The 21755-nt window shown below is 43.5% G+C and carries 24 protein-coding genes and 1 other annotated feature; of the genes, 9 read left to right on the forward strand and 15 right to left on the reverse strand.

The features are described from left to right. Positions 1 to 105: 105 nt before the first annotated feature. From IGJ01_RS11160 to IGJ01_RS11170, 3 genes are all read right to left on the reverse strand, one after another. Positions 106 to 1152 (reverse strand): hypothetical protein, encoded by a 1047-nt coding sequence (locus tag IGJ01_RS11160; RefSeq protein ID WP_008378859.1) that lies wholly within the window; start codon positions 1150 to 1152, stop codon positions 106 to 108. A gap of 347 nt (positions 1153 to 1499) precedes the next feature. After that, positions 1500 to 2612, reverse strand: a complete 1113-nt coding sequence (locus tag IGJ01_RS11165; protein ID WP_194188381.1) for an NADH-dependent flavin oxidoreductase — start codon at positions 2610 to 2612, stop codon at positions 1500 to 1502. A gap of 171 nt (positions 2613 to 2783) precedes the next feature. Further along, positions 2784 to 3155 carry a MarR family winged helix-turn-helix transcriptional regulator gene (locus IGJ01_RS11170; protein WP_016613534.1) on the reverse strand — a complete coding sequence of 124 codons (372 nt, stop codon included), beginning with the start codon at positions 3153 to 3155 and terminating at the stop codon, positions 2784 to 2786. Positions 3156 to 3476: 321 nt separating this feature from the next. On the opposite strand from IGJ01_RS11170, the gene IGJ01_RS11175 reads away from it, so the two are divergent. Next, positions 3477 to 4136, forward strand: coding sequence for a hypothetical protein (locus IGJ01_RS11175; RefSeq protein ID WP_144330511.1), 660 nt, complete (start codon positions 3477 to 3479; stop codon positions 4134 to 4136). Between the two features lie 43 nt (positions 4137 to 4179). Here the strand turns inward: IGJ01_RS11175 and IGJ01_RS11180 are convergent, their stop codons facing one another. The 10 genes from IGJ01_RS11180 to IGJ01_RS11225 form a co-directional block, all read right to left on the reverse strand. Beyond that, complete coding sequence (locus IGJ01_RS11180) at positions 4180 to 5556, reverse strand: TrkH family potassium uptake protein (RefSeq protein WP_086296973.1); 1377 nt, start codon at positions 5554 to 5556, stop codon at positions 4180 to 4182. Positions 5557 to 5633: 77 nt separating this feature from the next. Beyond that, the gene (locus IGJ01_RS11185) at positions 5634 to 6263 is read right to left on the reverse strand and encodes a V-type ATP synthase subunit D (RefSeq protein ID WP_008378868.1); all 630 of its coding nucleotides are present in this window, start codon (positions 6261 to 6263) and stop codon (positions 5634 to 5636) included. Beyond that, positions 6244 to 7641, reverse strand: a complete 1398-nt coding sequence (locus tag IGJ01_RS11190; protein WP_008378870.1) for a V-type ATP synthase subunit B — start codon at positions 7639 to 7641, stop codon at positions 6244 to 6246. The genes IGJ01_RS11185 and IGJ01_RS11190 overlap by 20 nt, the downstream gene beginning before the upstream one ends. Next, positions 7625 to 9412 carry a V-type ATP synthase subunit A gene (locus IGJ01_RS11195; RefSeq protein WP_008378873.1) on the reverse strand — a complete coding sequence of 596 codons (1788 nt, stop codon included), beginning with the start codon at positions 9410 to 9412 and terminating at the stop codon, positions 7625 to 7627. Before IGJ01_RS11195 ends, IGJ01_RS11190 begins: the two co-directional genes overlap by 17 nt. 15 nt (positions 9413 to 9427) lie before the next feature. After that, positions 9428 to 9736, reverse strand: coding sequence for a V-type ATP synthase subunit F (locus tag IGJ01_RS11200; RefSeq protein WP_005225570.1), 309 nt, complete (start codon positions 9734 to 9736; stop codon positions 9428 to 9430). After that, positions 9726 to 10712, reverse strand: a complete 987-nt coding sequence (locus tag IGJ01_RS11205) for a V-type ATPase subunit (RefSeq protein WP_008378876.1) — start codon at positions 10710 to 10712, stop codon at positions 9726 to 9728. Before IGJ01_RS11205 ends, IGJ01_RS11200 begins: the two co-directional genes overlap by 11 nt. A gap of 3 nt (positions 10713 to 10715) precedes the next feature. Next, positions 10716 to 11300, reverse strand: coding sequence for a hypothetical protein (locus tag IGJ01_RS11210; protein ID WP_008378878.1), 585 nt, complete (start codon positions 11298 to 11300; stop codon positions 10716 to 10718). Positions 11301 to 11313: 13 nt separating this feature from the next. Then, the gene (locus IGJ01_RS11215; RefSeq protein ID WP_005225567.1) at positions 11314 to 11784 is read right to left on the reverse strand and encodes a V-type ATP synthase subunit K; all 471 of its coding nucleotides are present in this window, start codon (positions 11782 to 11784) and stop codon (positions 11314 to 11316) included. Further along, complete coding sequence (locus IGJ01_RS11220) at positions 11781 to 13742, reverse strand: V-type ATP synthase subunit I (RefSeq protein WP_008378881.1); 1962 nt, start codon at positions 13740 to 13742, stop codon at positions 11781 to 11783. The genes IGJ01_RS11215 and IGJ01_RS11220 overlap by 4 nt, the downstream gene beginning before the upstream one ends. Beyond that, positions 13720 to 14052 carry a hypothetical protein gene (locus IGJ01_RS11225; protein WP_008378883.1) on the reverse strand — a complete coding sequence of 111 codons (333 nt, stop codon included), beginning with the start codon at positions 14050 to 14052 and terminating at the stop codon, positions 13720 to 13722. The genes IGJ01_RS11220 and IGJ01_RS11225 overlap by 23 nt, the downstream gene beginning before the upstream one ends. 112 nt (positions 14053 to 14164) lie before the next feature. Next, positions 14165 to 14218: a sequence feature (sodium ion sensor (DUF1646 type); this cis-regulatory element may regulate processes involved in with the transportation of sodium ions), on the reverse strand. A gap of 720 nt (positions 14219 to 14938) precedes the next feature. On the opposite strand from IGJ01_RS11225, the gene IGJ01_RS11230 reads away from it, so the two are divergent. From IGJ01_RS11230 to IGJ01_RS11265, 8 genes are all read left to right on the forward strand, one after another. Further along, positions 14939 to 15151: a hypothetical protein gene (locus tag IGJ01_RS11230; protein ID WP_008378885.1), complete on the forward strand. Its 213-nt coding sequence runs from the start codon at positions 14939 to 14941 to the stop codon at positions 15149 to 15151. Positions 15152 to 15175: 24 nt separating this feature from the next. Further along, positions 15176 to 15703 (forward strand): GNAT family N-acetyltransferase, encoded by a 528-nt coding sequence (locus tag IGJ01_RS11235; RefSeq protein WP_016613544.1) that lies wholly within the window; start codon positions 15176 to 15178, stop codon positions 15701 to 15703. Positions 15704 to 15760: 57 nt separating this feature from the next. Next, positions 15761 to 16246, forward strand: a complete 486-nt coding sequence (locus tag IGJ01_RS11240; protein ID WP_008378889.1) for a tetratricopeptide repeat protein — start codon at positions 15761 to 15763, stop codon at positions 16244 to 16246. A 257-nt stretch (positions 16247 to 16503) separates the two neighbouring features. Beyond that, entirely contained in the window at positions 16504 to 16875 is a 372-nt protein-coding gene (locus tag IGJ01_RS11245; protein WP_008378891.1) for a hypothetical protein, read from the forward strand. Between the two features lie 116 nt (positions 16876 to 16991). Next, positions 16992 to 17576 carry an AAA family ATPase gene (locus IGJ01_RS11250; RefSeq protein ID WP_008378893.1) on the forward strand — a complete coding sequence of 195 codons (585 nt, stop codon included), beginning with the start codon at positions 16992 to 16994 and terminating at the stop codon, positions 17574 to 17576. 103 nt (positions 17577 to 17679) lie between these two features. Then, positions 17680 to 18102 carry a glyoxalase gene (locus IGJ01_RS11255; RefSeq protein ID WP_005234855.1) on the forward strand — a complete coding sequence of 141 codons (423 nt, stop codon included), beginning with the start codon at positions 17680 to 17682 and terminating at the stop codon, positions 18100 to 18102. 229 nt (positions 18103 to 18331) lie between these two features. Next, the gene (locus IGJ01_RS11260) at positions 18332 to 18520 is read left to right on the forward strand and encodes a hypothetical protein (protein WP_005234854.1); all 189 of its coding nucleotides are present in this window, start codon (positions 18332 to 18334) and stop codon (positions 18518 to 18520) included. A 404-nt stretch (positions 18521 to 18924) separates the two neighbouring features. Further along, a complete protein-coding gene (locus IGJ01_RS11265; protein WP_008378897.1) occupies positions 18925 to 19776 on the forward strand; it encodes an Rgg/GadR/MutR family transcriptional regulator in 852 nt (283 codons plus the stop codon). Positions 19777 to 19847: 71 nt separating this feature from the next. On the opposite strand, the gene IGJ01_RS11270 is transcribed toward IGJ01_RS11265, so the two are convergent. Both IGJ01_RS11270 and IGJ01_RS11275 read right to left on the reverse strand, forming a co-directional pair. Beyond that, positions 19848 to 21074: a glycoside hydrolase family 3 protein gene (locus IGJ01_RS11270; protein WP_430601085.1), complete on the reverse strand. Its 1227-nt coding sequence runs from the start codon at positions 21072 to 21074 to the stop codon at positions 19848 to 19850. 130 nt (positions 21075 to 21204) lie between these two features. Continuing rightward, a complete protein-coding gene (locus tag IGJ01_RS11275) occupies positions 21205 to 21735 on the reverse strand; it encodes a folate family ECF transporter S component (RefSeq protein WP_005234846.1) in 531 nt (176 codons plus the stop codon). Between the last annotated feature and the right edge of the window lie 20 nt (positions 21736 to 21755).

The raw sequence follows: 21755 nt of genomic DNA on the forward strand, positions 1-21755 counted from the left end.
AACCGCTTGTTTAAAAGCAGAAAACAGCGCTGCTGCCATTTGACTCTTTGGCAGAACGCTGTTCACTGGTTTATAAATCACTAGCTCTCTTGATGAGAGGTAAAATTAGATACGGTTTTCGTGGTCAGCAGTTTTAACTAAGTTTGCTCCCACCATACCACCGATTGACGTAAGAGCGAGTCCTAAGACCATTGCCACAAAGCCCCAAATAGACGCTTTGGCTGTTGCATCACTTGCTTCTTCCGCTTTTTGACGAGCGTCTTCCACTGCTTGGTCAATGTCTTGTTTGGCTTGTTCAAGATTTTGTTGTGCATTTTCGATTTGTTTTTGTGCTTCATCAGAAGCATCTTGTAAGCCGTTCACGATATTGTTCGTTGCTTCTTCCGCTTCTTGTTGGCTTAGATCTGTGTTTTGAGCCACTGCATTTGAGATTGCTTCTTTATCGACTGAATCACCGATCGTTGTAGCACGATCTTGTAATTTGCTTGCTAAATCATCAATGATTTTATCAGCATCATTTGGATTGGTTGCAATGTCTTTGCCGGCATCTTTGATGTCGTTCGTCGCATCAGACAATTGATTTTGCAAGTAGTCTGGTTGCAATTCAGGAACATCGGTATCTTGTAAAACATCATTGACATTCGCTTGTAATTCATCTGTATTGACGTCTTCCATGTTTCCTGTTATTTCATCGAAGGCTTTTGAAGCGACATCGCCAGCACCTGAGGCAACTGTTTCAACGCCACTGCCAACAGCAGAAGCAACGTTTCCTAAAAGTGAACCGACTACAGAAAATGCACCGATCGTTAAGTAAGAGAGCATAACCATCATCACGATCATACTAGTTGCCCATGTTAAGAAACCATGAACCAATCCAACACGTCGAGCCGCCACACCTGAAACAAAACCTGCACCGAATAATGCCAAGACAAAGGTAATGACTGTCCAAATCAATAATCCTGTACCCACACCATCTAATGGATTATTTGATGTTGGTTCCACCAAACCAAAACCGATTGCTGAGCCGATCATTGACAGTGTCATGAACAATGCGATAAATGTTACGACCCCTGCAAAGATAGAACCCCAAGACAAATTATAGCCTGCCTCCCGCTCATCTGAACCTAAATAATTTCTGAATCCTTTTTTCATCATTACATCCCCTTTTTGTTTTTTTAACCTGTATTCAGTCTAACAACTGATTGTTTTTTTATCAATCAACTCGACTTGCGCTATCTTTTTGTAAGAAAAATGAATGATTCTGAATTGTTTGACTATTTATTAAAATAAAACAAAAATTCATTCGTGTATTTTAACTAAAAAAATCTTTCCACGCTCTTTCTTTCGATTACAGGCTTGTTTCTCACATTCTTCTCTTGATTCGCTATTTTGAAGCTAACAAGGTTTCATTAGAGAAAAAAACAGCTTTTCTCAACGTGACCCAAATGAGTGGCAATCGCGAAAAACCACCTTTGCCCAAGGCAAAGGTGGTTGTCTACTTATTTTTCTTCATTTAGTCGATCTGGCATCATGTTTTCCATAAAACCCCAAACGCCGTTTTGTAATACGAGTTCCTCACGTTCGTAAGTAGAAACCGTGGTGCGGATCAACTCATCTTGACCGTCTAAGACTTTTTGTCCCCAATGAGGATCGATCAACAATGCCCGCCCCACTGCAACAAAATCTGCATGTTCTAGCAAGCCCGCGGCATCTTTCGACGTTCGGACATCCCCTACACCAATCAAAGGAACCCGCTGAGCGATTTTTTCATAGACATACGCCAACATCGATTTTTCTTGATACGCTTTTGAAATCGATTTACGGGTATAATCCGCAAGAGAAATGTGCAGATAGTCTAATCCTTTTTCTGCCAGTTGGTCCACTAAGAACAACGTATCTTCAAAGCGAATCCCTGGTTCTTCGAATTCTTCCGGTGAAAACCGATAACCGACGATAAACTCCTTCACACCTGATTGGTCTACTGTTTCCAATACTTCATCGACGAGCTTCTCAATAAAACGATAACGGTTCTCTAGTGAGCCACCCCATTCATCGGACCGACGATTTGAGTGAGGAGAAAAGAATTGTTGGATCAAATACGTATTGGCTCCGTGGAGTTCTACACCATCAAACCCCGCCTTGATCGCCCGTTCGGTAGCTTTTTTAAAGTTTTCAATAATCGCTAATATCTCATCCACCGTAACTTCCTGGGGAACTTGGGCATTTGGTCGTTCAGCTGCAACCGCGCTGGCGGATATGGGTTGTGTGCCTCGTAGAACTGAGTCATCCGTCATCCGACCGGCATGAAAAATCTGTAAAATGGCTTTGGTCCCATTTGTTTTGATGGTGCTGGCTAATTTGCTTAATCCAGGTAAAAAGGCATCGTCATAAGCGCCTAATTCCCCTTCCCAGCCCTTGCCATCTTCTTGGACATTGGCTGCCGCTGTGATGACTGCTCCGACTTCCCCAGAGCGTAAGCCATAGTAAGCCAACTCATCTTTCGTAATCACCCCATCAAAGAAGGACATCTTGGTCGTCATTGGTGCCATAATGATTCGATTTTTCAACTGTAATCCGCGCTTAAATGTTGCTTTGTCTGTTACATTTCGCATGGGTTTCCCACCTTTTCCATTGGATTCATTTCGCTTTGTAAATCTGACTGGCTTGGTTACCTAAGGAGATCCTTAAAGCAAATCGGTGCATTTTTTTCTCTTTTGCCAAAATATACATGCACATGCATCTATATTACAAAAGAATCAAGGAGAAAACAAGTGAAAACATCTTTAGTCTAGCATTTCCTCCAAGACTTTTTCAAAAACGACTTTTGAGCGCTGCAGTTTCTTTTCCCCTGATTGGGTCAAATCAATATAGATCCCCCGCTTATCCTCTTGACAAGAATGCCGTTCGATCACACCACACAGGTTGTCTTCCATGCGCATGATCATGCGTGACATCGCACTTTGACTTAAATCAAAATGGGCGATCAAATCGTTGAGGCGCATGCTATGATTGGGGGTCTTTTCTAAGTAATAAAGCACGTAATACTCATTCAAAGACAGATTGCTTTCTGCTTTGAGGGCTTGTTCCAAGCGAGCTTCGATCGCTTGATGCTGATTCGTGAAGGCTAACCATTGGCCCATCCGTTCTTTTTCCATCCTCTTCACCACCCCATTCTCCTATACCAAGGTATTTTAATCTAGATCCCTGCGTTACGCAAGCCGCCAGAAAGCTTCGCCACTATGGCTGAAACTTTATTATACAAAACTAGCCAGCTGCTGCGGACGTTAATGAATATTTTATGATAGAATTGACGAAAAATTCAGCAAAAACTTCCTATTCTTTTTCAGTGTTCTGGATTAAAATATCTTTAACATTAAAGAATATTTAAACGCTATGTCAGCAAAATTGTGCATTTCGCTACAATAGTTTGCTTGTTTTAGATGCTTTAGTATTCTAAGGAAAGGATGAAGTAAACAATGAAAAAAACATTTTCTTTGATTGGCACACTGACGCTCGTCAGTCTGGGGCTTTTGACAGGCTGTAACAACGAAAAAGATACCGCGCAATCAACAAGCGAGCTAAGTCAGAGTCGTGTGTCTACTGAAAGCAAAAAAAGCACGACGGCGCAAACGACTGAAAGTAGTTCATTAGATTCAACCTCTACTTCAAAAACTTCAACCACAAGCCAGCAATCGACGGATCACTCTGACGCAACGCAAACAACAGCAAGCTCAGTATCCACCAATGAGTTTCCATATGCCGTTGATCTTTCCCAATATGGCCCTTCACTGACTTTTTATTTCCATGGCGTCAATGTACCAGATGCTGTCACGATTCAAAATACGAGCCCATTGATCATTTCGATCGGCGACAGCGCAAGCTATGAAGCACAAGTCGATACGATCGCAACAAAAGAGATTCGCGTGTTTTCTGCGAAAAACAATGAGATTCGCACAGTAAAAGTGAACACTCAGTTGACCTTTTCGAAAGGGATCACTTCCAATGGAAATCCTGATTTTAACCAAAACCTGTACCTATTTACAAATAAAGAGGGTGGTCTATCTTTAATCACACCAAATTATGCGGGGAATGTCAGCGATGACCAACGAGATGTGATGTTAGAAGTACTTCAATAAACGAAAAACAGGGAAACGAAGCGTGCTTCGTTTCCCTGTTTCGTTACCCGATCATCACGGTTTCATCAGGATATTTGTAGCCAGCTTCTTGTTTGTTGGCTTTTTTCATCAATGAAAAAGCAACGGTCATGATGCCGACTCGACCAATGAACATCAAAAAAATGATCAGTAGTTTGCCAAAAACCGACAAGTAAGGCGTCAACCCCATGGTCAACCCCACGGTTCCAAAAGCGGAAAAAACTTCAAAGGCAATGGTTGGCAACCCAAAGTTTGGGGTTTGCGGCATACGCTCAGTGATCGACAATAAGAAAATCGCTACGAAGCATAACGTCAAGGTAAGAAAGAACAACGTAAAGGCACGCGATACAGCAGATTCTTTGATCGTGCGACCGAACACTTCCGCTCGACTGCGCCCTTTCAATAAACTGCGGATCTTGATGATCAAGACTGCAAACGTCGTTGTCTTCAATCCCCCAGCCGTTGATCCAGAGGTCCCGCCGATATACATTAAAATCATCGTCAGCATCAAGCCTGCTTGACTCATTTGTCCGTAATCAATACTGAAAAATCCCGCGGTTCTTGGGGTGACCGCTAAGAAGAGGTATTGGAAAAAACGTTCGATGACCGAGTCACCCGTGATCAACTGTGAATTGGCTTCGGTCAAAAAGAACCCTGCCGTTCCAAAAACCACCAAAACGATCATAGCGATCCATGCCAAGCGACTATGCAGGGACCGTTTTTTGGACGCCGTATGCAGGAGATCGAACCAAACGAGAAACCCAAGACCGCCGGCAATGATCAAGAAACTGATAATCCCCAGCACAAACGGGTCATTTTGAAACCCTACCATGCTGTTTCCGAACAAATCAAACCCAGCATTACAAAAGGCCGAGATCGCATGAAAAACACTGTACCAAAGGCCTTGCTCCCAACCAAAACGGGGCACGAATGCAAAAGCCAGCAAGATAATCCCGCTGACTTGGATCAAAAAGGCGATCCGAATCAGGTACCATGCCAAATGGATCTCTCCAGACATCCGATCCAGATTCAATGATTCCCGCAAAATCATCCTGGTACTAAGATGGACTCTTTTTCTCGCCAAGATGTAAAAGAAGACGGGAATCGACATGAAGCCGATCCCACCGATCTCAATCAACATCAGCAAGATCCCTTGGCCCCAGAGATTGTAATGGTCGGCTACTGTCAAGGTCGAAAGACCCGTCACGCAAACAGCCGATGTGGCAGTAAACAGTGCATCTAAAAAGTTGGTACCTTCACCACTTTGGGTGACAGCCGGCAGCATCAGTAAGCCAGTTCCTGCCAATATCAACAAAACGAAGACCAGTGTGACGATCTGCGGAATCAAAAAGCGTTGCGATGCCAGCTTTTTTTTCAAACGATTTCTTTTTTTCATTTTCATTTCCTTTGACCTTTTGCAAAAACCAATGGCTTGGTAATCCTAGTTTATTGCAGTTGTTTTTCACTTATCATACCATTTTATTTTGATTTATTCTTCACTTTGATCATTCTTGTTACGTTTGCTCGTTCATTTTCTTCCAGCCGCATTTTGATTCCATAAATGGCTTCTTCCAGCTCGGGAATCGTCAAATATTCTAGGGCATTGACGCGTCGGCGAGTACGTTCGATTTCCCCTGCCATCAATTGACAGGTCTTTTCGATTTCCGTTAGCTCCAACAGCTTCGGCATGGCGTCGGTAAAACGGGCGACCGCATTATCTAACGGAACATTGGAATTCAAAAAGCCATATTCGATCGGCGCTTGCATCACCGTATCGTCATAATCAAAATGCATCACTGGCACTTCCACACTCATGATATTTTTCGTGGATAACTCAAGGGAGACCTCAGTTGCTGGTAAAATAAACATTTCTTCAATGTATTTTTCATTGATCGTGGCATTGGCTAAGCGAAATGCCTTCATGGCACGCTGCAATTGTTCTTCTACTTCTTTACGCAAGTGGTCATTCTTTTTGATCAATTCAATAAATTGACGCATGAGTTCGTCTTGTTTGTCTTTTAATAATTTATGTCCGCGTTTGGCTGTCGCCAATTGTTTGCTGAGGCGCGACAGCTCCATGCGGGTTGGATTAACGGTTTTTTGCGCCATTGTTCTCCTCTCCCGGTAAGTATTCCGCCAGTAAGGCATCGCTGATCCGCTTCAGTTCGACTTTTGGCAGCATCGCCAACAAGTCCCACCCTAATTCCAAGGTTTCGATAATCGAACGGTTAGTGCGGTACCCTTGGTTCAAGTATTCATTTTCGAAGCGTTCCGCAAATTTGGCATAGGTTTTATCTACTTCCGACAATGCCGATTCTCCTAAAACGACTGCCAATTCCTTGGCTTGCTTTCCTTGAGCATACGCAGAAAACAACTGGTTCATCGTTGCGGCATGGTCTTTACGTGTCTTGCCTTCGCCGGTCCCTTTATCTTTTAACCGTGACAATGACGGCAAGACATCGATGGGCGGCTGGATGCCGTTTTTATACAAATCACGAGACAAGATGATTTGTCCTTCGGTGATATAGCCGGTCAAATCGGGAATCGGATGGGTTTTGTCATCTTCTGGCATGGTCAAAATCGGCAGCTGGGTCACTGAACCTTTCAAGCCGCGAATCCGTCCAGCACGTTCATATAACGTGGATAGATTGGTATATAGATACCCAGGATAGCCGCGACGTCCTGGCACTTCACGACGAGCAGAGGAGATCTCCCGCAAAGCTTCACAGTAGTTGGTCATATCCGTCATGATCACCAAGACATGCATGCCCTTTTCATAAGCCAAGTATTCGGCCGCCGTCAGTGCCATTCGGGGAGTAGCGATCCGCTCGATCGCTGGGTCATTGGCTAGATTCATAAAGACGACAGAATGGTCGATGGCACCCGTTTGACGAAAATCTTCCATGAAATATTCAGCTTCTTCAAAGGTGATCCCGATGCCAGCAAACACAACAGCGAAATCATCTTCTGAATTCAACACTTGTGCTTGACGCGCAATTTGCGAAGCCAATTCTTTATGAGGCAGACCAGATCCAGAAAAAATCGGTAGCTTTTGTCCCCGAACGAGCGTATTCAAGTGGTCGATCGATGAGATCCCCGTTTGAATAAACTCATCAGGATAATCCCGCGCTGCTGGATTGATCACTTCGCCGTTGATGTCCATAAATTTTTCTGGGACGATCTCTACTCCGCCATCTTTGCCCCGACCTAAGCCGTCAAAGACTCGCCCGATCATTTGCTCGGAAACGCCTAATTCCAAAGGATGTCCTAAAAAGCGGACCGCAGATTCCCGCAAATTGATCCCGCCGGTTCCTTCAAAAATTTGGACCAACGCTTTGTCTTCTTGGATCTCAAGTACTTGTCCTTGCCGCGTTTCTCCGTTTTGCATGCGGACTTCGATCAACTCTTCGTATTTGACACCGGAGACGCGATCGACGGCCATCAATGGTCCGACGACTTCTCCAATCGTTTTATATTCCTTGATCATCAGTGCGGTCTCCTTTCTGTAAAATTTCTTTCATCGTTGCTTTGATCTCTTGATGCAAAGCAGGAATTTTTGCTAATTCTGCTTCAGGCAGGTACTTCATACGTGCCACTTTGTCTCGCAATTCTTCGGTCCCTGCATAGATTTCTGAAAGATACGCACCTAGTGTCAACGCATCTTCCGCTTCTTTGTGGAGCAGCAAGATCGTTTCCAGCATTTTGAACTGCTTTTCACGAGAGGTAAACGTATCAACGTCGTCAAAAGCGTTTTGCTGCAAGAAATCTTCTCGCAAAGACTTGGTGGTTTCTAGCAATAACTGATCTTTTTCGGATAAAGCGTCGATGCCGACAAGTCGAACGATCTCTGACAACTCAGATTCTTTTTGCAGCATCCGCATGGCTTCTGTTACTTGTTTGGACCAATCTACTTGCATTTGTTGGTCCAAAAAGGCACCCAATTCGTTTTCGTATAAAGAATAGCTCTTCAACCAATTGATCGATGGAAAATGACGCTTTTGCGCTAAGGTGGCATCTAAGCCCCAAAAGACTTTAACGACCCGCAACGTATTTTGGGTAACTGGTTCTGAAATATCACCGCCTGATGGTGAAACAGCGCTGATGGCAGTGATGCTGCCTTCTTGATCAGAACCTAAGCAAATCGCTTTTCCAGAACGCTCATAATACTCTGCCAAGCGGCTGCCTAAGTAAGCCGGATACCCTTCATCCCCGGGCATTTCTTCCAGACGACCAGACATTTCCCGCAGTGCTTCTGCCCAACGTGAGGTGGAATCCGCCATGATCGCCACGGAATACCCCATGTCTCGGAAGTATTCCGCAATCGTGATCCCAGTATAAATCGACGCTTCCCGAGCGGCTACCGGCATATTGGAGGTGTTAGCGATCAACACGGTTCTCGCCATTAAAGATTCACCACTACGAGGGTCGATCAACTCTGGGAACTCGTTCATTACATCGGTCATTTCATTGCCGCGTTCGCCGCAGCCGACATAGACGACTAGGTCGACATCCGCCCATTTGGCGATTTGGTGCTGAACGACAGTCTTCCCTGCACCAAAAGGTCCTGGAACGGCTGACGCCCCGCCTTTAGCGATTGGAAAGAAGGTGTCGATCACTCGCTGGCCAGTAATCATTGGTTCGACTGGATTCAGTTTTTGCTTTACAGGACGACTATGACGAACGGGCCATTTTTGCAGCATCGTGAAAGACCGTTCTCCTTTGGGTGTATCTAAAACATAAATCGTTTCATCGATCGTAAATTCCCCCGCATAAACAGCCTTGACTGTTCCTGAAACGCCATGAGGAACCATGATCTTGTGATTGATCAATGGTGTTTCTTGCACGGTGCCGATGACCATCCCGGTACTGACTGCCGCGCCGACTTCCACAGTCGGTACAAAAGGCCACTTTTTCTCATGATCCAACGCAGGCAATTGCACCCCACGCGTCAAGAAGTTGCTTTGGGTGACAGACATGAAGGTTTCTAAGGGACGTTGGATGCCATCAAACATTTGTGACATGATCCCAGGCGCCAATTCTACGGATAGCGGTTCACCGGTGGTTTCGACTGGTTCACCAGGTCCGATCCCGGACGTTTCTTCATAGACTTGGATCGAAGCGACGTCGCCGCGCATTTCGATGATCTCACCGACCACGCCTAAATCTCCTACATAACAGATATCTTCTAAACTTGCATGGCCCATATTTTTGGCTAACACCAATGGACCGGATACTTTAATAATTGTTCCTTTTTCCACAACATCGGCTCCTCTCTATAGTATGTTTTGCCCAACTGCTTTTTCGACATTTTCTTGAATCATTCGTTTGCCGATTCCTCGGGAACCATCGTAATCAGGGATCAAGATGACTGCAGGTGTCATTTTTTGTTGGACTTTTGCTAATTCATCGGGAATCAGCTCTGCACATTTTTCAGTCAGGTAGATGATCGTACTGTTCTTCATTAATTTTGCCAGCGCCTGCTTCACTTCTTTTTCTTCCGAGGCATAGCAGACCTGAAAGCCAAATAGTTGAAAAGGAATGACGGATTCTTTCTCGCCGATCACGCCGATTTTATGAGTCATAGTGCCGCATCCTTTCTCTGATTTGTTCTTCCGTAAAGCCGCTGCGTTTGCCTACCAGCAAGATACGCAGATTTTGCAGTTCCAAAACCTTAGCATTCAAAAATGCGAGTAAAGGCAGTGGTCCTAAAGCATCCGTTTGAGCTTGACCATAGCTTTCTGTGATCAAATTGTCTTGTAAAAGTGCCAAGCCAGCAAAGTCGATCACCTGTTCATGAATCAAAGGTCGCAACACTTCCTGATAATCACTTTCTAATAAGAAGGCTAAAAAGTCGCTATAGGACGCATCCGCAAACGCTAAAAATTCTTCTTTCGGGATACTGCCGACACTCACTAGGACTGCCTCCATAAAACTGCGCGATCGTTTTTGAAGTACACAACGAGCGGCGATCGTTAGATTGGTCAGATCGATCATCTTGATTACAGCTTCTTGTAGCTCAGGGATCTTGATTTCATCTGCCAGTCGCCGTTGTTCATGTAAATACCGGCGATCGTAAATGATATCGATGCCTTGCAGCACGGCGCCGCCTTCTAAGTACTCCCGCACCTCTTGGATCGTAGTCACGATTTTCTCAGGCAATACCTCTGAGGTTCCCGTTTTGATGGCGGTCCGACACTCATCGATCGTGTAAAAACCATCTTCGATCAGTAGATGATTATAATCTTTTTTAGTGACTGACTCTTTGGTCAAGACTTTTAGATTATGGAAAGTAAAAGGCATCATATACAGTCGGAGGATCTCTTGATCAGGAACCAGCTCGGCCAATTCTTTGATCGTCTTTAACAATTCTTCATCGAGATAGGTTTCGAATCGTTCATGAAAATCCGGCTTCAAATAGCGTTGATAATGGGTCTGCTGCAAGACAGCTTCGACTTCAGCAAACCCTTTTGCCGCAATCATTTGCTCGACTTCTTGCGACTTTAACAACGTCATCTCTTTAAGCCGAATGATTGGATTCAATTGATGATAGTTCCTCATGGATCAACCTCCTTGTTGTATGATCTGCAACCACCGTTCTCGGGTTTCTTTCTTGTATTCATCAAGCAGTACCTGATAGGTAAAATTGTATTGAATGCCGTTGTCATCTACCAAAAAGCCCGCTTCTGTCAATGGTGCGCCTGCTTTGATTTGATACGGTAGTTTTGATTGACAAGACGTAAGCCAAGCGGCATCTAGATGGGCTGCTTGCTCAGGACCAGCGTGGAAGGTCACCGTCCCACTGATCGGCAACTGCTGCAGCACATTTTCAGCAAATGACTGCAGCTCTTCTGGCGTCCAGGCAACCATTTTTTGATACGCTTGCTCAAAAAGTTGTGTCAGGTATTCGTTTTGTTTCACCATTTGCTGCTGCTTAGCGGCACTTGCTTGGCGATTCAGGGCTTGCTGATAATGTTTTTCGGCTTGCTTTTTTGCTTGCTGGGCACGAAGCTGCAAGTCCGACTCTTTTTTCGCCCAGTCACGTGCCATCGTTTCACTGATCCTAGCACGTTCAGCGGCAGCCAAACGTTCCCGTTTTGTCTGCGCTTCTTGGTCTAGTTCAGCAATCATTTTGTCGATTGCGTCCATACCTTCGCCCCCTTTAAATCGTTCCTAAAAGTAAGAAAGAAATAACAAAGCCTAAGATGGCATACATCTCAACCATTACTGAGAACATGACCCCTTTAAAGAAATGCTCTGGTTTCTTCGCTAAAATTTGAATCCCAGCTGCAGCGACCTTCCCTTGGGCCATTCCTGAGAATAAGCCAGTAAAGGCAACTGGCAGCGAGGCCATCAAATACGCCATACCAGTCACTGTCGACATTTCACCACTTAAGCTACCATAGATCATAAACGCAATAACGAATCCGTATAGCCCTTGCGTTCCGGGAAGTAATTGTAAAATCAAGGCTTGTCCAAACTTCTCCGGCTGATTCGTCGTTAAGGCTGCCGCTGCTTCACCAGTTTGGCCCACCCCTTTGGCTGAACCGATCCCAGAAAAGATCGTAGCGATCCCCATTCCGATAATTGCAAACACCATACCACCATTATTATTAATTAAGTAATCAATCATTTATTGTCTCCTCCATTTTCTTTATCAAAATCAACGTATTTCTCACTTGGCTTGAAGGTTTCAAATTGGCGCCCCCCACCAGTGAAAAATTTTCCGAAAAACTCTACATATTGTAAACGTGCGGCATGCACATATGCACTCAGTAACGATAAAAAGATGTTTAAAGCTTGTAGAACAACCAATAAGAGAATGCCTACAGAAAAACGAGCGGCTGGCGTCAAGTAGCCCACCAATAAGTTGAAAGCTGCTGCGATACTCCCACCGGAGATCCCTAATGCCATCAAGCGGCTGTAGCTGACAAAGTCGCCGATGTAACTGGTCACACCGTACAAGTCATACAACCCAAAAAAGAAGCCGCCCACTTTGGTTTTCCCTTTCAGAATCGGTACCACGATGATCAATAAGGCACTAAAGCCTGCTAAAATCAAGCCGACGGTTGTTAGTGCTGGGACATCGATCAAAAGATTGCCTGCGGCTGCCACTAAAAGACCACTCAAAAGTCCTAGCCACGCAAAGCCATCGTTGACTGCACCTAAAAGATCCTTTTTGCGGATATGTTCTTTGGCTGCTAAATAAAGGCCTGTAAACAGTTGGATCCCACCAAAAATCATGGATAGACCAAAGATCGCCATAAAATCTTCGGAAGGTGATAAAAGTTGGAAGGGCAATGTAGCGCCAAAGAAAGAGCCGTAGACTGCGCCCCAAATCATAGTTGGCACGGACAAAATCTGGAACAATTTCAGAAACCGTTTGGTCCCTTTGGGCAAACGCATGGCGTGCAGCCCGATCGTGGTCGCTACAGCCATTAATGCACCATAACCTAAGTCAGCCACCATCATACCAAAGAAAACATAGTAAAAGGGCGTCATCCATGGGGTTGGATCGATCTCATCGTATTTTGGCAGGCTATACATCTCCGTCAACATTTCAAAGGGTTGAATAAACGAGGCGTTTTTTAGCTTCGTTGGCACTTGATTGGCAGCAATCTCCTCTGCAGTGGGTTCTTCAAACGAATAGTAAATCTCGTTGGCAAAGGATTCTTGGACCATTTCCGCCACTAACGGTTGATCCTTTTCTGCGATCCAGCCGCGCAAGAGGGCAAAGGTCTGACCAGCTGCTAAGCGCTGTTGCATCATTGCCCGATTCTCACGAGTCAAAAACAGTTCTTCCGCTTGCTGTAACAGGATCAGCCGTTGTTTGTGCTGACTGATTTCTGTAATCAGTTCTTTGCGCTGCTGGGTCAAGGAAGTCAACGCTTGTTTCGCGTTTTGCAAAACCACTTTTGGTGATTCGGATGTTAGACCGGTTTCTTTCTTCACCCCATATCGGTGAAACAATTGGAACACTTGCTCTTCGATCGCTGCTAAAAATAGGCAGCTGAAATTGACTTTTTTTGGCTCAGAATAGATCACTTCGATATGAACCTCTTCCAATTGTCGCAAGGCTTCAGCTAGATCTTCCCAGCGTGGGCCTTCGACACGCCCAGCAAAAAAACTTGTATGAGCAGGTGCTTCGATCTCCAACGGCACGTCAAGATTTTGCCACTGTGTCGCCCATTCTTCCGTCTGCGTCGCTGCTTCGATCGCTTCGATCGTCTCTACCCAGCGCTCTTGCAAATTCTCGACTTCAACCAGCTCCGTCAATGCTGCTGCTTCATCGAAGCTTGTTTCAAAGTCCGACAGCCGCAAGGCATCTCGTTGCCATTCTATGCCTTTTTTCGCATCACCATTTTGGCGAATAAAGCGGATTGCTTCTTGCAGTCGACGAATCATTGGTTGGTGAGAAGCACCTTCTGGGGTGGCTCCTGCAAAAAATTCCCGTAGCCAAGTTTCGTTCGCTTCCTGCTCAAATACGTTCTCGATTTCAACAAACTGCATCGTTTGCAGCTTCGTCAATACCCTTTCTTGGTAGTGCTTCGGGGTGATCAACGTTAGTTTATTTAGTTTGGTTACTGCCATAAGTTCCGATCACTCCTTCAACGATCTGTTGAACCGCTTGCTCTTGGAAGCTTTGCATATTTTTTTGGTAACGATCTAACACTTGCTGGGTCTCTTTTGCCAGCTGCTGCTTTTGTGCTTCTAGTGACTGTTGCAACTGGTCTTCGACTGTTGCTTGTTCCTGAGCAAGGGCTTCTTCCAAAGCGGAAGCCCGCTCTTGCAATGCTTGTTGCTGCTGCGCTTCTTCCGACTGCAGTTCTTTTTTCAAAGCGAGCAATTGCTGTTCATTGGCTTCTTCTGCTTCTCGTAAACGAGTCAAAGCTTCTCTCATCGATTTCCCTCCCATAGTGATTTATATTCTCAACTGAAAAATAAACAAAAAAAGCATACCTCACGAAGAAGTATGCTGATAACAAAAAAAAGGCCAGCATTCCTCCAAGAATGTTTGCCTCACCCCTTGGCAAACCTGATCCTTGAAGCATAAAAAATGCTCAACCTTTGTCTATTTTATTTTTCAATTCCTGAACTATTATAGCAAAAAAAAATGTTTCCTTCAAGTAGAATCGTTTTTTATGAGAAAAAGACGATTTCTACTATTGTATGTTCGCTCGTAATTCCACTGCTCTTGGCTGTCCGAATAACCATTACTATTCGTTCAGTCTCTTGGGGACTTTTCACCTAACATTTGTCAGTGATCGGATTGTTCTTACTAAATTGAAATCGGTCAAAATCAATTTAAGCCTTAGAATGGTCTGAATGAAGAACGTTGAGATTTTTTGAAAATGCTAGACATCATTTGATTGGTACCAAAAAGGAGATAACAATTCCAACAACCCGTTCGATCCCTGACAAATCTTAAGTGAGAAGTTCGCTTATTTCGCTTCTCTTTTTATCGATGGCAGCGGTTGGCCCTTTTCTTCACAAATGAAATAACCGCCTCGGTAAAGGCATGTATAAATCTTACCGGGCTCCATTGTTAGGGGAAGCCCATTTTTTAAATACATCGGTTTTCTTTCCATTGAGCTCACCTTGTCTTTCGTGGGATAATAAGTCAAAATAAAAAACAACAGCTATTTCTAATCTTATCTTCAAGATTACCAAAAAATAAACTAATTTTCTAGTTTTTAATCAAAATATCGCAACTATATTGAATATTTTATAAAAAGATGGATATTTATCCGAGAGCGTGTGTAAAGAATGAACAGGAGGAAAAAAGGATGTCAGATGAACGTTGGTTTCAAATAAGAAGAAAGCGAAACATCGAATTAGGAATTTGTTTGCTCGTCGTCCTGCCGATGGTCTATGGCTTGTGGTTTCAACTGGCTTTTTTGATCCATTACATGTCGTTTTTATTTCTGGTTGCTGTCTTTACTGCAATCTACGAAGGAATTCGTTGTATCTGGGCTTTCATTAGAAAAAAACGATCTTGAGAAAGCTTTGCTCTGCTATAATAAATGAAACGAGCAGAGAGGAGTGCTTCTATGAAACGAATCATTATGGCTTGTGACTTACAACATACCCCCAAAGCTTTACAAGAATCCGCCCTTTCTTTTGACCCCTTTATCCCGGATTCTCGAAGTGTCGCAGAACTTTTTTATTCGGCCTATCATGAAACGACGGATGACGAAGGGGAATCGATTGCTGACTGGCAAAGAGAGCTGAGAGAGACTGCTGACGGAAAATACGGTCCCTTGAGTCCAGAGCTTTCTTTTCGTTTGCAAATGGATAATTATCCTATCGGTGCCGTAGTAACCAGCACGTTTCAAGAGCTTCCCCTGCTATTATTTGTTGTTATGAGCGCAGCCTTTAAAGGCAAAGGCTTATCCAAGCTAATGATGAATGAAGTGATCCAACGAGCAAAAGCCATGGGACTCACTCACCTTTATCTGGTAGTGACGGTTGAAAATCAGCCAGCCTACAAGCTGTATGAAGCATGCGGTTTTTCCTTTGCAGGTGAAAGCTGGGCTGATCTTTCCCCTTAGCTAGGCTCGCAAGTTATCCGTGTCATTTTCTACTATTTGAAAAGGAGCTTCGAACCAATGAATGAACGACTAGCTGCTGCGATCCAACTGCGGGCTGAAAAAAAGCTGCAACAATCAAATGAACAATTGATTCAATTAGCTGCCGAAAATCCCCAAGATGCCTTTGTCCACTACCAAACGGCTTGGAGTTATGATCTTTTAGGGGAAGAACAACAGGCAATTCCTTATTATGAACAAGCAATCGCGTTAGGTTTATCAGAAAACGACTTGCCAGATGCCTACCTAGGTCTAGGCAGCACCTATCGTGCCCTCGGCAAGTATCAAAAAGCCGAAGAAGTGTTTTTACACGCGATACAGCTGTTTCCAAAAAATCATGCTTTGCAAACCTTCTATGCCATGACACTGTTTAATCTAGCCGAGTATGAGCAAGCCGCTGAACGATTATTGACCCTGCTTGCCGAAACCTCTAGCGATCCAGACATCCAGTCTTACCGACAGGCACTTTTGTTTTATGCGGATAAACTCAATGAGACATGGGGTTAGATGTTTCCGTCGGATCAATCAAGCACTCCCTTCTCGATTAAAGAAAGGGAGTATTTCTTTTTTCCTGTCCCTTAATTACTCCTTCGCTATCAGCGCTTTGCTGAATCAATAGCCATCGACTTTCCTATGGTCCTTTTTCCTTCAATCAATACCAAACATCCATTATCGAAAATTTCGATAACAAAACCAATTGACGTGCACGGTCAAATTTGCTAATTTATCTATGCTTTTTTTATCAATATTTTGGAGGAATGACTATGCCCTTTATTGTCTATTTTTTTCTATCCTTATTGATTATTTATATTCCGACACCCACACTTTTGCTATTTTTTCAAAAACTTGCCTCGCAGCATGACAATCTGACGGCTTTTAGCAAACTTTTTCTATTATTGATGATCTTGCTGGATTATTACTTAAGCTATTATTGGTTGAAAAACTGCAAGGTCAAAAAAGCGCACTACCTTTATTTAGTTTTTGTCAATGTCTTCGAATGGCTGATCCACTTCTATCTTTATTCACGATTTGAAACGATCAATCTACTAGTCATTTTGTTGTTCCAAACCGTGCTACTATGCTGTATGATCTTTTTTCCTGTCTCAGAGAAATTTCGCTCATTCCTTTTTACCTAAAAAAGAGCATCCTTGGTTTCCACATAAAAAAATCCAGCTTCTCAATCGTTTCTTTCTAAGAACGGATTTACACGATAGCCCACCTTTGTTACGATTGATAAAAAGGATGTGTTGTGATGTCATTGATCGTCTTGATTGGCGCGCAAGCGGTAGGAAAAATGACTGTGGGGAAAGAACTGGAAAAACGATTGGATGCAAAACTATTATTCAATCACCAGACCATTGATCTTTTTGCGAATTTTCTTGGCTATAGCCCAGCAGCATTTGCTTTGTCTAATCAAACGCGGATCGAACTCTTCAAAGCCTTTGTTCATAATGAAGCCAATAATACGACAAAATCAATCATCTTTACGGTCTTGATTGATTTCGATCAAGCGGGAGACTTAGCTTTTTTACAAGAGATCGCCCAACTATTTACCGATGCCCGACAAGAGGTCTATTTTATCGAATTAGTGGCTGATATTGAGGAACGTTTAAAGCGCAATTGCCATGAGGACCGTTTAGCCGCAAAGCCGTCAAAAAGAGCGCTGGCTTTTTCTAGAAATGAGCTTTTGTCTTCGTATGAAAACTATCGCTTAGAAAGCCTGCCACAGGAATTAACTACCCTTTTCCCAACAATTCCTTCGCTGAAAATCAACAATACCCACTTGTCACCTGATGAAGTGAGTCAAAAAATTATTGCCCATTTTTCCTTGACTTAAGTGCCAAAGAAACGCCATTATCAAGCTTTGCTTCAATACGAAAATGTCTATTGACTTTGACGCTGCGTCAAGCGGTATCCTCTAATCAAGAGGAGGTGTCAAAATGAAAGTTTATGTTATGCCAATGTTTTACCAAATGAAGACAAAAGATATTGTGCAATCATCGAAATGGTTCACAGAAATCTTGGGTTTCCAGTCATTGTATCAGTTTCGCAATCAAGAAAATCAAGTGATGATGGACCACCTGCGTCTTGCTGACTACCAAGATTTGATGCTGATTGCAGCAGAAGCGTTCACTGTTGGCGATGGGGCAATTTTGAATGTAGCGATGAATGATCTTCAGAATATCGCTCAGAAAATTCCCTCAAAGTGGATCGTGGAACCTTTGATGGAAAAGCCTTGGAATGCCCTTGAAATGACCATCAAAGACCCCAACGGTTATTTGTTTACCCTAACAGAGGCAATAAGAAAAAACGAATCAGACTTTCAAACCTTGATGGACCAAGCCAAGGATTATTTTCAATAAAAGGAACCGAGTAAGAAGAATTGCTTTCTTACTCGGTTCCTTTTTATATAAAAACTTGATTCTGGCAGCAATGACAAAAAAAACGACCCTTTCCTAGAATTACCTAGCGAAACTTTTTGCACCATCAGATGTACCAATACACCGCTTTAGTATATTTTTAAGTATTGAAGGTAATTATTAACACACCTAACTCAGAACATGTTACACTAAGCGAAAAGGGGGATTTCCTATGGAAAAGAAATCGCAGCTTCCGTGGTACAAGCGTAAAAAATTCTACCTTCCAGTTGCCGTCGTCCTCGGCGTGATTGGGTTTCTTCCCAGTCTCGTTTCTCTTTTCGGGGTATCGATCGATGATGAATTCAATCCTGATTACTATTCTGATCCGAATGAACCAATGTTTAAGAAAAAGCAAAACTGACTGTTGCGATGCCGTATGTAGGTTTTTTGACCAACAAAAAAAGAGCAATCACTCGCTGTTGTGTTTGCTCCTTTTTTAAAAGGGATTCGGCAAACCTACGCACCTTGACAGGGTAAGCTGTTTGGGGAGAGGGCGTTTGAATGCGCGAATGAACAGTAACTTATTACGTGAAACCACTTATACTTTTTTCCTGTTAAAAAATCAATTGCTAACCAATCACAAAGGATCGATTATTTGAAGAAAGAAAAAACGTTAGCCATTAGTTCTACAACTTCCCAGGGAAAACTAAAAAAATCAAACATCCATTTCTCCTCCTTTAATTGACTTTCTTCAAGTTTACCCGCAAAATAAAGCTGTAACATATTTGGACTATTTTTCCGTCCACTTTTTTTAGGAGGGATTTTTTGAAGGCCAATGACTTGTTAAAAGAGTTACGAACGGAACGAAATATCTCACAGCGAAAATTGGTTGAGAACATTTCAGAACGCAGTACACTGGCAACCTTTGAACAAAAAGGGCATCGCATCGCCTTTGATATTTTGCACCAATATTTGGACCGCTTAAATGTCACCTTAGAGGAATTTGAGTATCGCTTGGATGACAATCAAGTCAGCGAGAAAAAACAGCTATCCAAACAGTTGACCACCGCTTACTATGAAAGCAATTATTCTGAAGTACTCTCTTTGATCAACAAAGCCCAAGCACTGTATAAAACCACGAAGGATTTTTTCTATTATGTATTGTATAGTCAATTCTTTTTGATTTTAGAGAAAAAAGGCGTAGTTACCGACGAGGAAGAACGTTGCATCATCGAAGCGACCATCAAGAAATACTTGGAACGAATCGACACGTGGGGAAAGTTTGAAATCTCCTTATTTACCAATCTGCTTTTCCTTTTTTCTGACGAGTACATCTTGTATCAAATGAAACACCTGAATAAAAAAATTTTTTACAGCAATACGCTAAGTATTAATTATCAAATCTACACAAAATTGCTGACGAATGCGGCTTTCTTGTTTATCGATCGCAAAAAACCTGCCGAGTTGGCGCATGTGCTGACGTATCTAGCCGATCACCTGCCGCCGGACAATGATCGTATCCGCCTGATGATTCGTTATTTCGAAGGCATTTACGCCTTGTTCCAAGGAGATCGTACGCTGGGAATGGCCACGATTGAAAAAGCCTTGGACTATCTGCGATTTATTGGACAAGAAGCTTTTGCCAAAGAATTAGAGGTACTGGCTCATAGTATCTAAAAAAACCTGCTGCTTCCTCTCAGTAAGAGAACGACTCTCTTACACGGAGGAAACAGCAGGTTTATTTTTTCTTAAAGTAAATGCAATGCTTCTTTCCAGAGCAAAACTCGTTTGACGGAAGCATTCAAATCAGCTTCCAAATAGCGGCCATCTTCAACCGCTTGTACGACAAAGGGGATCTGTTCTTGGTAGGTAGATGAGATCACTAGATCATTTCCCGCCTGCAACGCCTGTAATGCGGCTTCATTTTGCGGAATGAACTCAGAAAGTCCTGCCATATCCAAGTCATCCGTCATGATGACCCCTTCAAAATGCAATTCATTTCGGAGCAACTCATGCACGGGTTTTGAAATAGAGGCGGGTACAGTGTTATCGATACTATTGACAATCGTATGGGCCACCAAAATACTATCGGCACCAGCCTTGATCCCTGCTGCAAAAGGCAGAAAATCCGTTTCCCGCAGTGCAGATAGCGGGCGGTCATCGGTGACGATGGCGACATGCGAGTCACGATTGTTGCCATAGCCGGGAAAATGCTTCAAGGTTGACCCCACGTGGTGTTTCTGCAAAACATGAACCACACGTTCTACAAACGCACTCGTGCCCTGCGCATCCATGCCAATGGTTCGGTCGTAGATAAAGGACTGCGGATCAGTGGAAACATCGGCAACGGGAAACAGCCCGGCATTGATGCCATACGCTTTTAAAATTTCCGCTTTCTTTGCTGTATCTTCTTCGATCGCCGACCATCCACCTTGGGCATATAGCTGTTGTGGTGAGAGAAAACGCTGATCCGTAAGGTTCGGATTGCGGCTGATGCGAGTCACCGTGCCCCCTTCTTCATCCATACCGATCAACAGCGGAATGGCGCTGGCTGCTTGGTAATCTGAAATTTTCTGTTTCAAGCTCTCCGCCGTCTCATTTTCGGTATCACGGCCGAATAACAGATAGCCGCCAAAGTGATAGTTTTGAAGTTCTTCGATTTGATTGCTTTCAGGTACACGCACAAAAAACAATTGCCCGACCTTCTCCTCCAAACTCATCGTGGCGACTTTTTCTTCTATTGCCTCTTCTGACTGTTCTTGCGTGGAAGTGGAAACAGAAGGTGACGTGGAAACTGAGGTGGTTTCTTGGCTTGCACTGCTTTCTTCCTTTGTTTCGTCTCTCGAGCTGCTTTGCTGGATCACGGATGACTCCTCCGTTTGCTGTTTTTGCTGTTCTATCACCCACTTCATCCCTCCCATTGCTGCTAAGACTAAGAAAAGAAACAGTCCCATAGCGAGTCCTTTTTTATTCATAGGTTCACCTTCCCCTCTAAACAAGTTATTGAGAATGACTAAGCCCATCCTTAGAAAGAAAAAAGTGAACCACTGACGAAATATTCGCAGATGATTCACTTCAATGGATGTTATCGTTCTTTTTTACTCGTTAAACGAACCGTCGGATCAGCCGTTTGTATGGTACCGCACGCCCTACGATGTAAATCAACGCAGTTTGTATCGGGAACATGATGACTGCTTTTAGCAAGCGGACCGACCAGATGGCCCAGCTTGTCAAAGGAATATTCAGCATCATAGCTAACCAGATCGGAGTTAAGATCAAGGTTATCAAAATAGTATTTAACAAGACGACCGTTGCCGCTCGTTTTAATGTGACTTCTTTCCGATAGAAGAAGTAGCCATAAATCAGTCCACCAACAAAGGCATTGATGGTAAAGCCGAAAAAGTAGGCTGATTTTGGAAAAATCACCATTCCTGCGATATCAGCTAATGACGATCCAACTGCGGTCCAAAACGGACCAAACAGCATACCCATGATCAGCTGTGGTACAAAGGAAAATGTGATTTTGATATAGGAGGTTTCAAACCCCAAGATTTGCGACAAGACCACCATTAAGGCAATCAAAAGTCCCATGACCGCAATCATGTGTGCATCGACTTTTCTTTTCATAGCGAGCATCTCCTTTTAGAGTTGCTACA

The organism is Enterococcus sp. AZ089, from assembly GCF_050547225.1.
In the GTDB taxonomy this organism is placed as follows: Bacteria; Bacillota; Bacilli; order Lactobacillales; family Enterococcaceae; genus Enterococcus_D; species Enterococcus_D entomosocium.

What these genes read in the sequence shown, in the direction of transcription:
- IGJ01_RS11160 (WP_008378859.1), bottom strand. Translation starts at nt 1,152, where the DNA reads ATGAAAAAAGGATTCAGAAATTATTTAGGTTCAGATGAGCGGGAGGCA.
- IGJ01_RS11165 (WP_194188381.1), bottom strand. Translation starts at nt 2,612, where the DNA reads ATGCGAAATGTAACAGACAAAGCAACATTTAAGCGCGGATTACAGTTG.
- IGJ01_RS11170 (WP_016613534.1), bottom strand. Translation starts at nt 3,155, where the DNA reads ATGGAAAAAGAACGGATGGGCCAATGGTTAGCCTTCACGAATCAGCAT.
- IGJ01_RS11175 (WP_144330511.1), top strand. Translation starts at nt 3,477, where the DNA reads ATGAAAAAAACATTTTCTTTGATTGGCACACTGACGCTCGTCAGTCTG.
- IGJ01_RS11180 (WP_086296973.1), bottom strand. Translation starts at nt 5,556, where the DNA reads ATGAAAATGAAAAAAAGAAATCGTTTGAAAAAAAAGCTGGCATCGCAA.
- IGJ01_RS11185 (WP_008378868.1), bottom strand. Translation starts at nt 6,263, where the DNA reads ATGGCGCAAAAAACCGTTAATCCAACCCGCATGGAGCTGTCGCGCCTC.
- IGJ01_RS11190 (WP_008378870.1), bottom strand. Translation starts at nt 7,641, where the DNA reads ATGATCAAGGAATATAAAACGATTGGAGAAGTCGTCGGACCATTGATG.
- IGJ01_RS11200 (WP_005225570.1), bottom strand. Translation starts at nt 9,736, where the DNA reads ATGACTCATAAAATCGGCGTGATCGGCGAGAAAGAATCCGTCATTCCT.
- IGJ01_RS11205 (WP_008378876.1), bottom strand. Translation starts at nt 10,712, where the DNA reads ATGAGGAACTATCATCAATTGAATCCAATCATTCGGCTTAAAGAGATG.
- IGJ01_RS11210 (WP_008378878.1), bottom strand. Translation starts at nt 11,300, where the DNA reads ATGGACGCAATCGACAAAATGATTGCTGAACTAGACCAAGAAGCGCAG.
- IGJ01_RS11215 (WP_005225567.1), bottom strand. Translation starts at nt 11,784, where the DNA reads ATGATTGATTACTTAATTAATAATAATGGTGGTATGGTGTTTGCAATT.
- IGJ01_RS11220 (WP_008378881.1), bottom strand. Translation starts at nt 13,742, where the DNA reads ATGGCAGTAACCAAACTAAATAAACTAACGTTGATCACCCCGAAGCAC.
- IGJ01_RS11225 (WP_008378883.1), bottom strand. Translation starts at nt 14,052, where the DNA reads ATGAGAGAAGCTTTGACTCGTTTACGAGAAGCAGAAGAAGCCAATGAA.
- IGJ01_RS11230 (WP_008378885.1), top strand. Translation starts at nt 14,939, where the DNA reads ATGTCAGATGAACGTTGGTTTCAAATAAGAAGAAAGCGAAACATCGAA.
- IGJ01_RS11235 (WP_016613544.1), top strand. Translation starts at nt 15,176, where the DNA reads ATGAAACGAGCAGAGAGGAGTGCTTCTATGAAACGAATCATTATGGCT.
- IGJ01_RS11240 (WP_008378889.1), top strand. Translation starts at nt 15,761, where the DNA reads ATGAATGAACGACTAGCTGCTGCGATCCAACTGCGGGCTGAAAAAAAG.
- IGJ01_RS11245 (WP_008378891.1), top strand. Translation starts at nt 16,504, where the DNA reads ATGCCCTTTATTGTCTATTTTTTTCTATCCTTATTGATTATTTATATT.
- IGJ01_RS11250 (WP_008378893.1), top strand. Translation starts at nt 16,992, where the DNA reads ATGTCATTGATCGTCTTGATTGGCGCGCAAGCGGTAGGAAAAATGACT.
- IGJ01_RS11255 (WP_005234855.1), top strand. Translation starts at nt 17,680, where the DNA reads ATGAAAGTTTATGTTATGCCAATGTTTTACCAAATGAAGACAAAAGAT.
- IGJ01_RS11260 (WP_005234854.1), top strand. Translation starts at nt 18,332, where the DNA reads ATGGAAAAGAAATCGCAGCTTCCGTGGTACAAGCGTAAAAAATTCTAC.
- IGJ01_RS11270 (WP_430601085.1), bottom strand. Translation starts at nt 21,074, where the DNA reads ATGAATAAAAAAGGACTCGCTATGGGACTGTTTCTTTTCTTAGTCTTA.
- IGJ01_RS11275 (WP_005234846.1), bottom strand. Translation starts at nt 21,735, where the DNA reads ATGCTCGCTATGAAAAGAAAAGTCGATGCACACATGATTGCGGTCATG.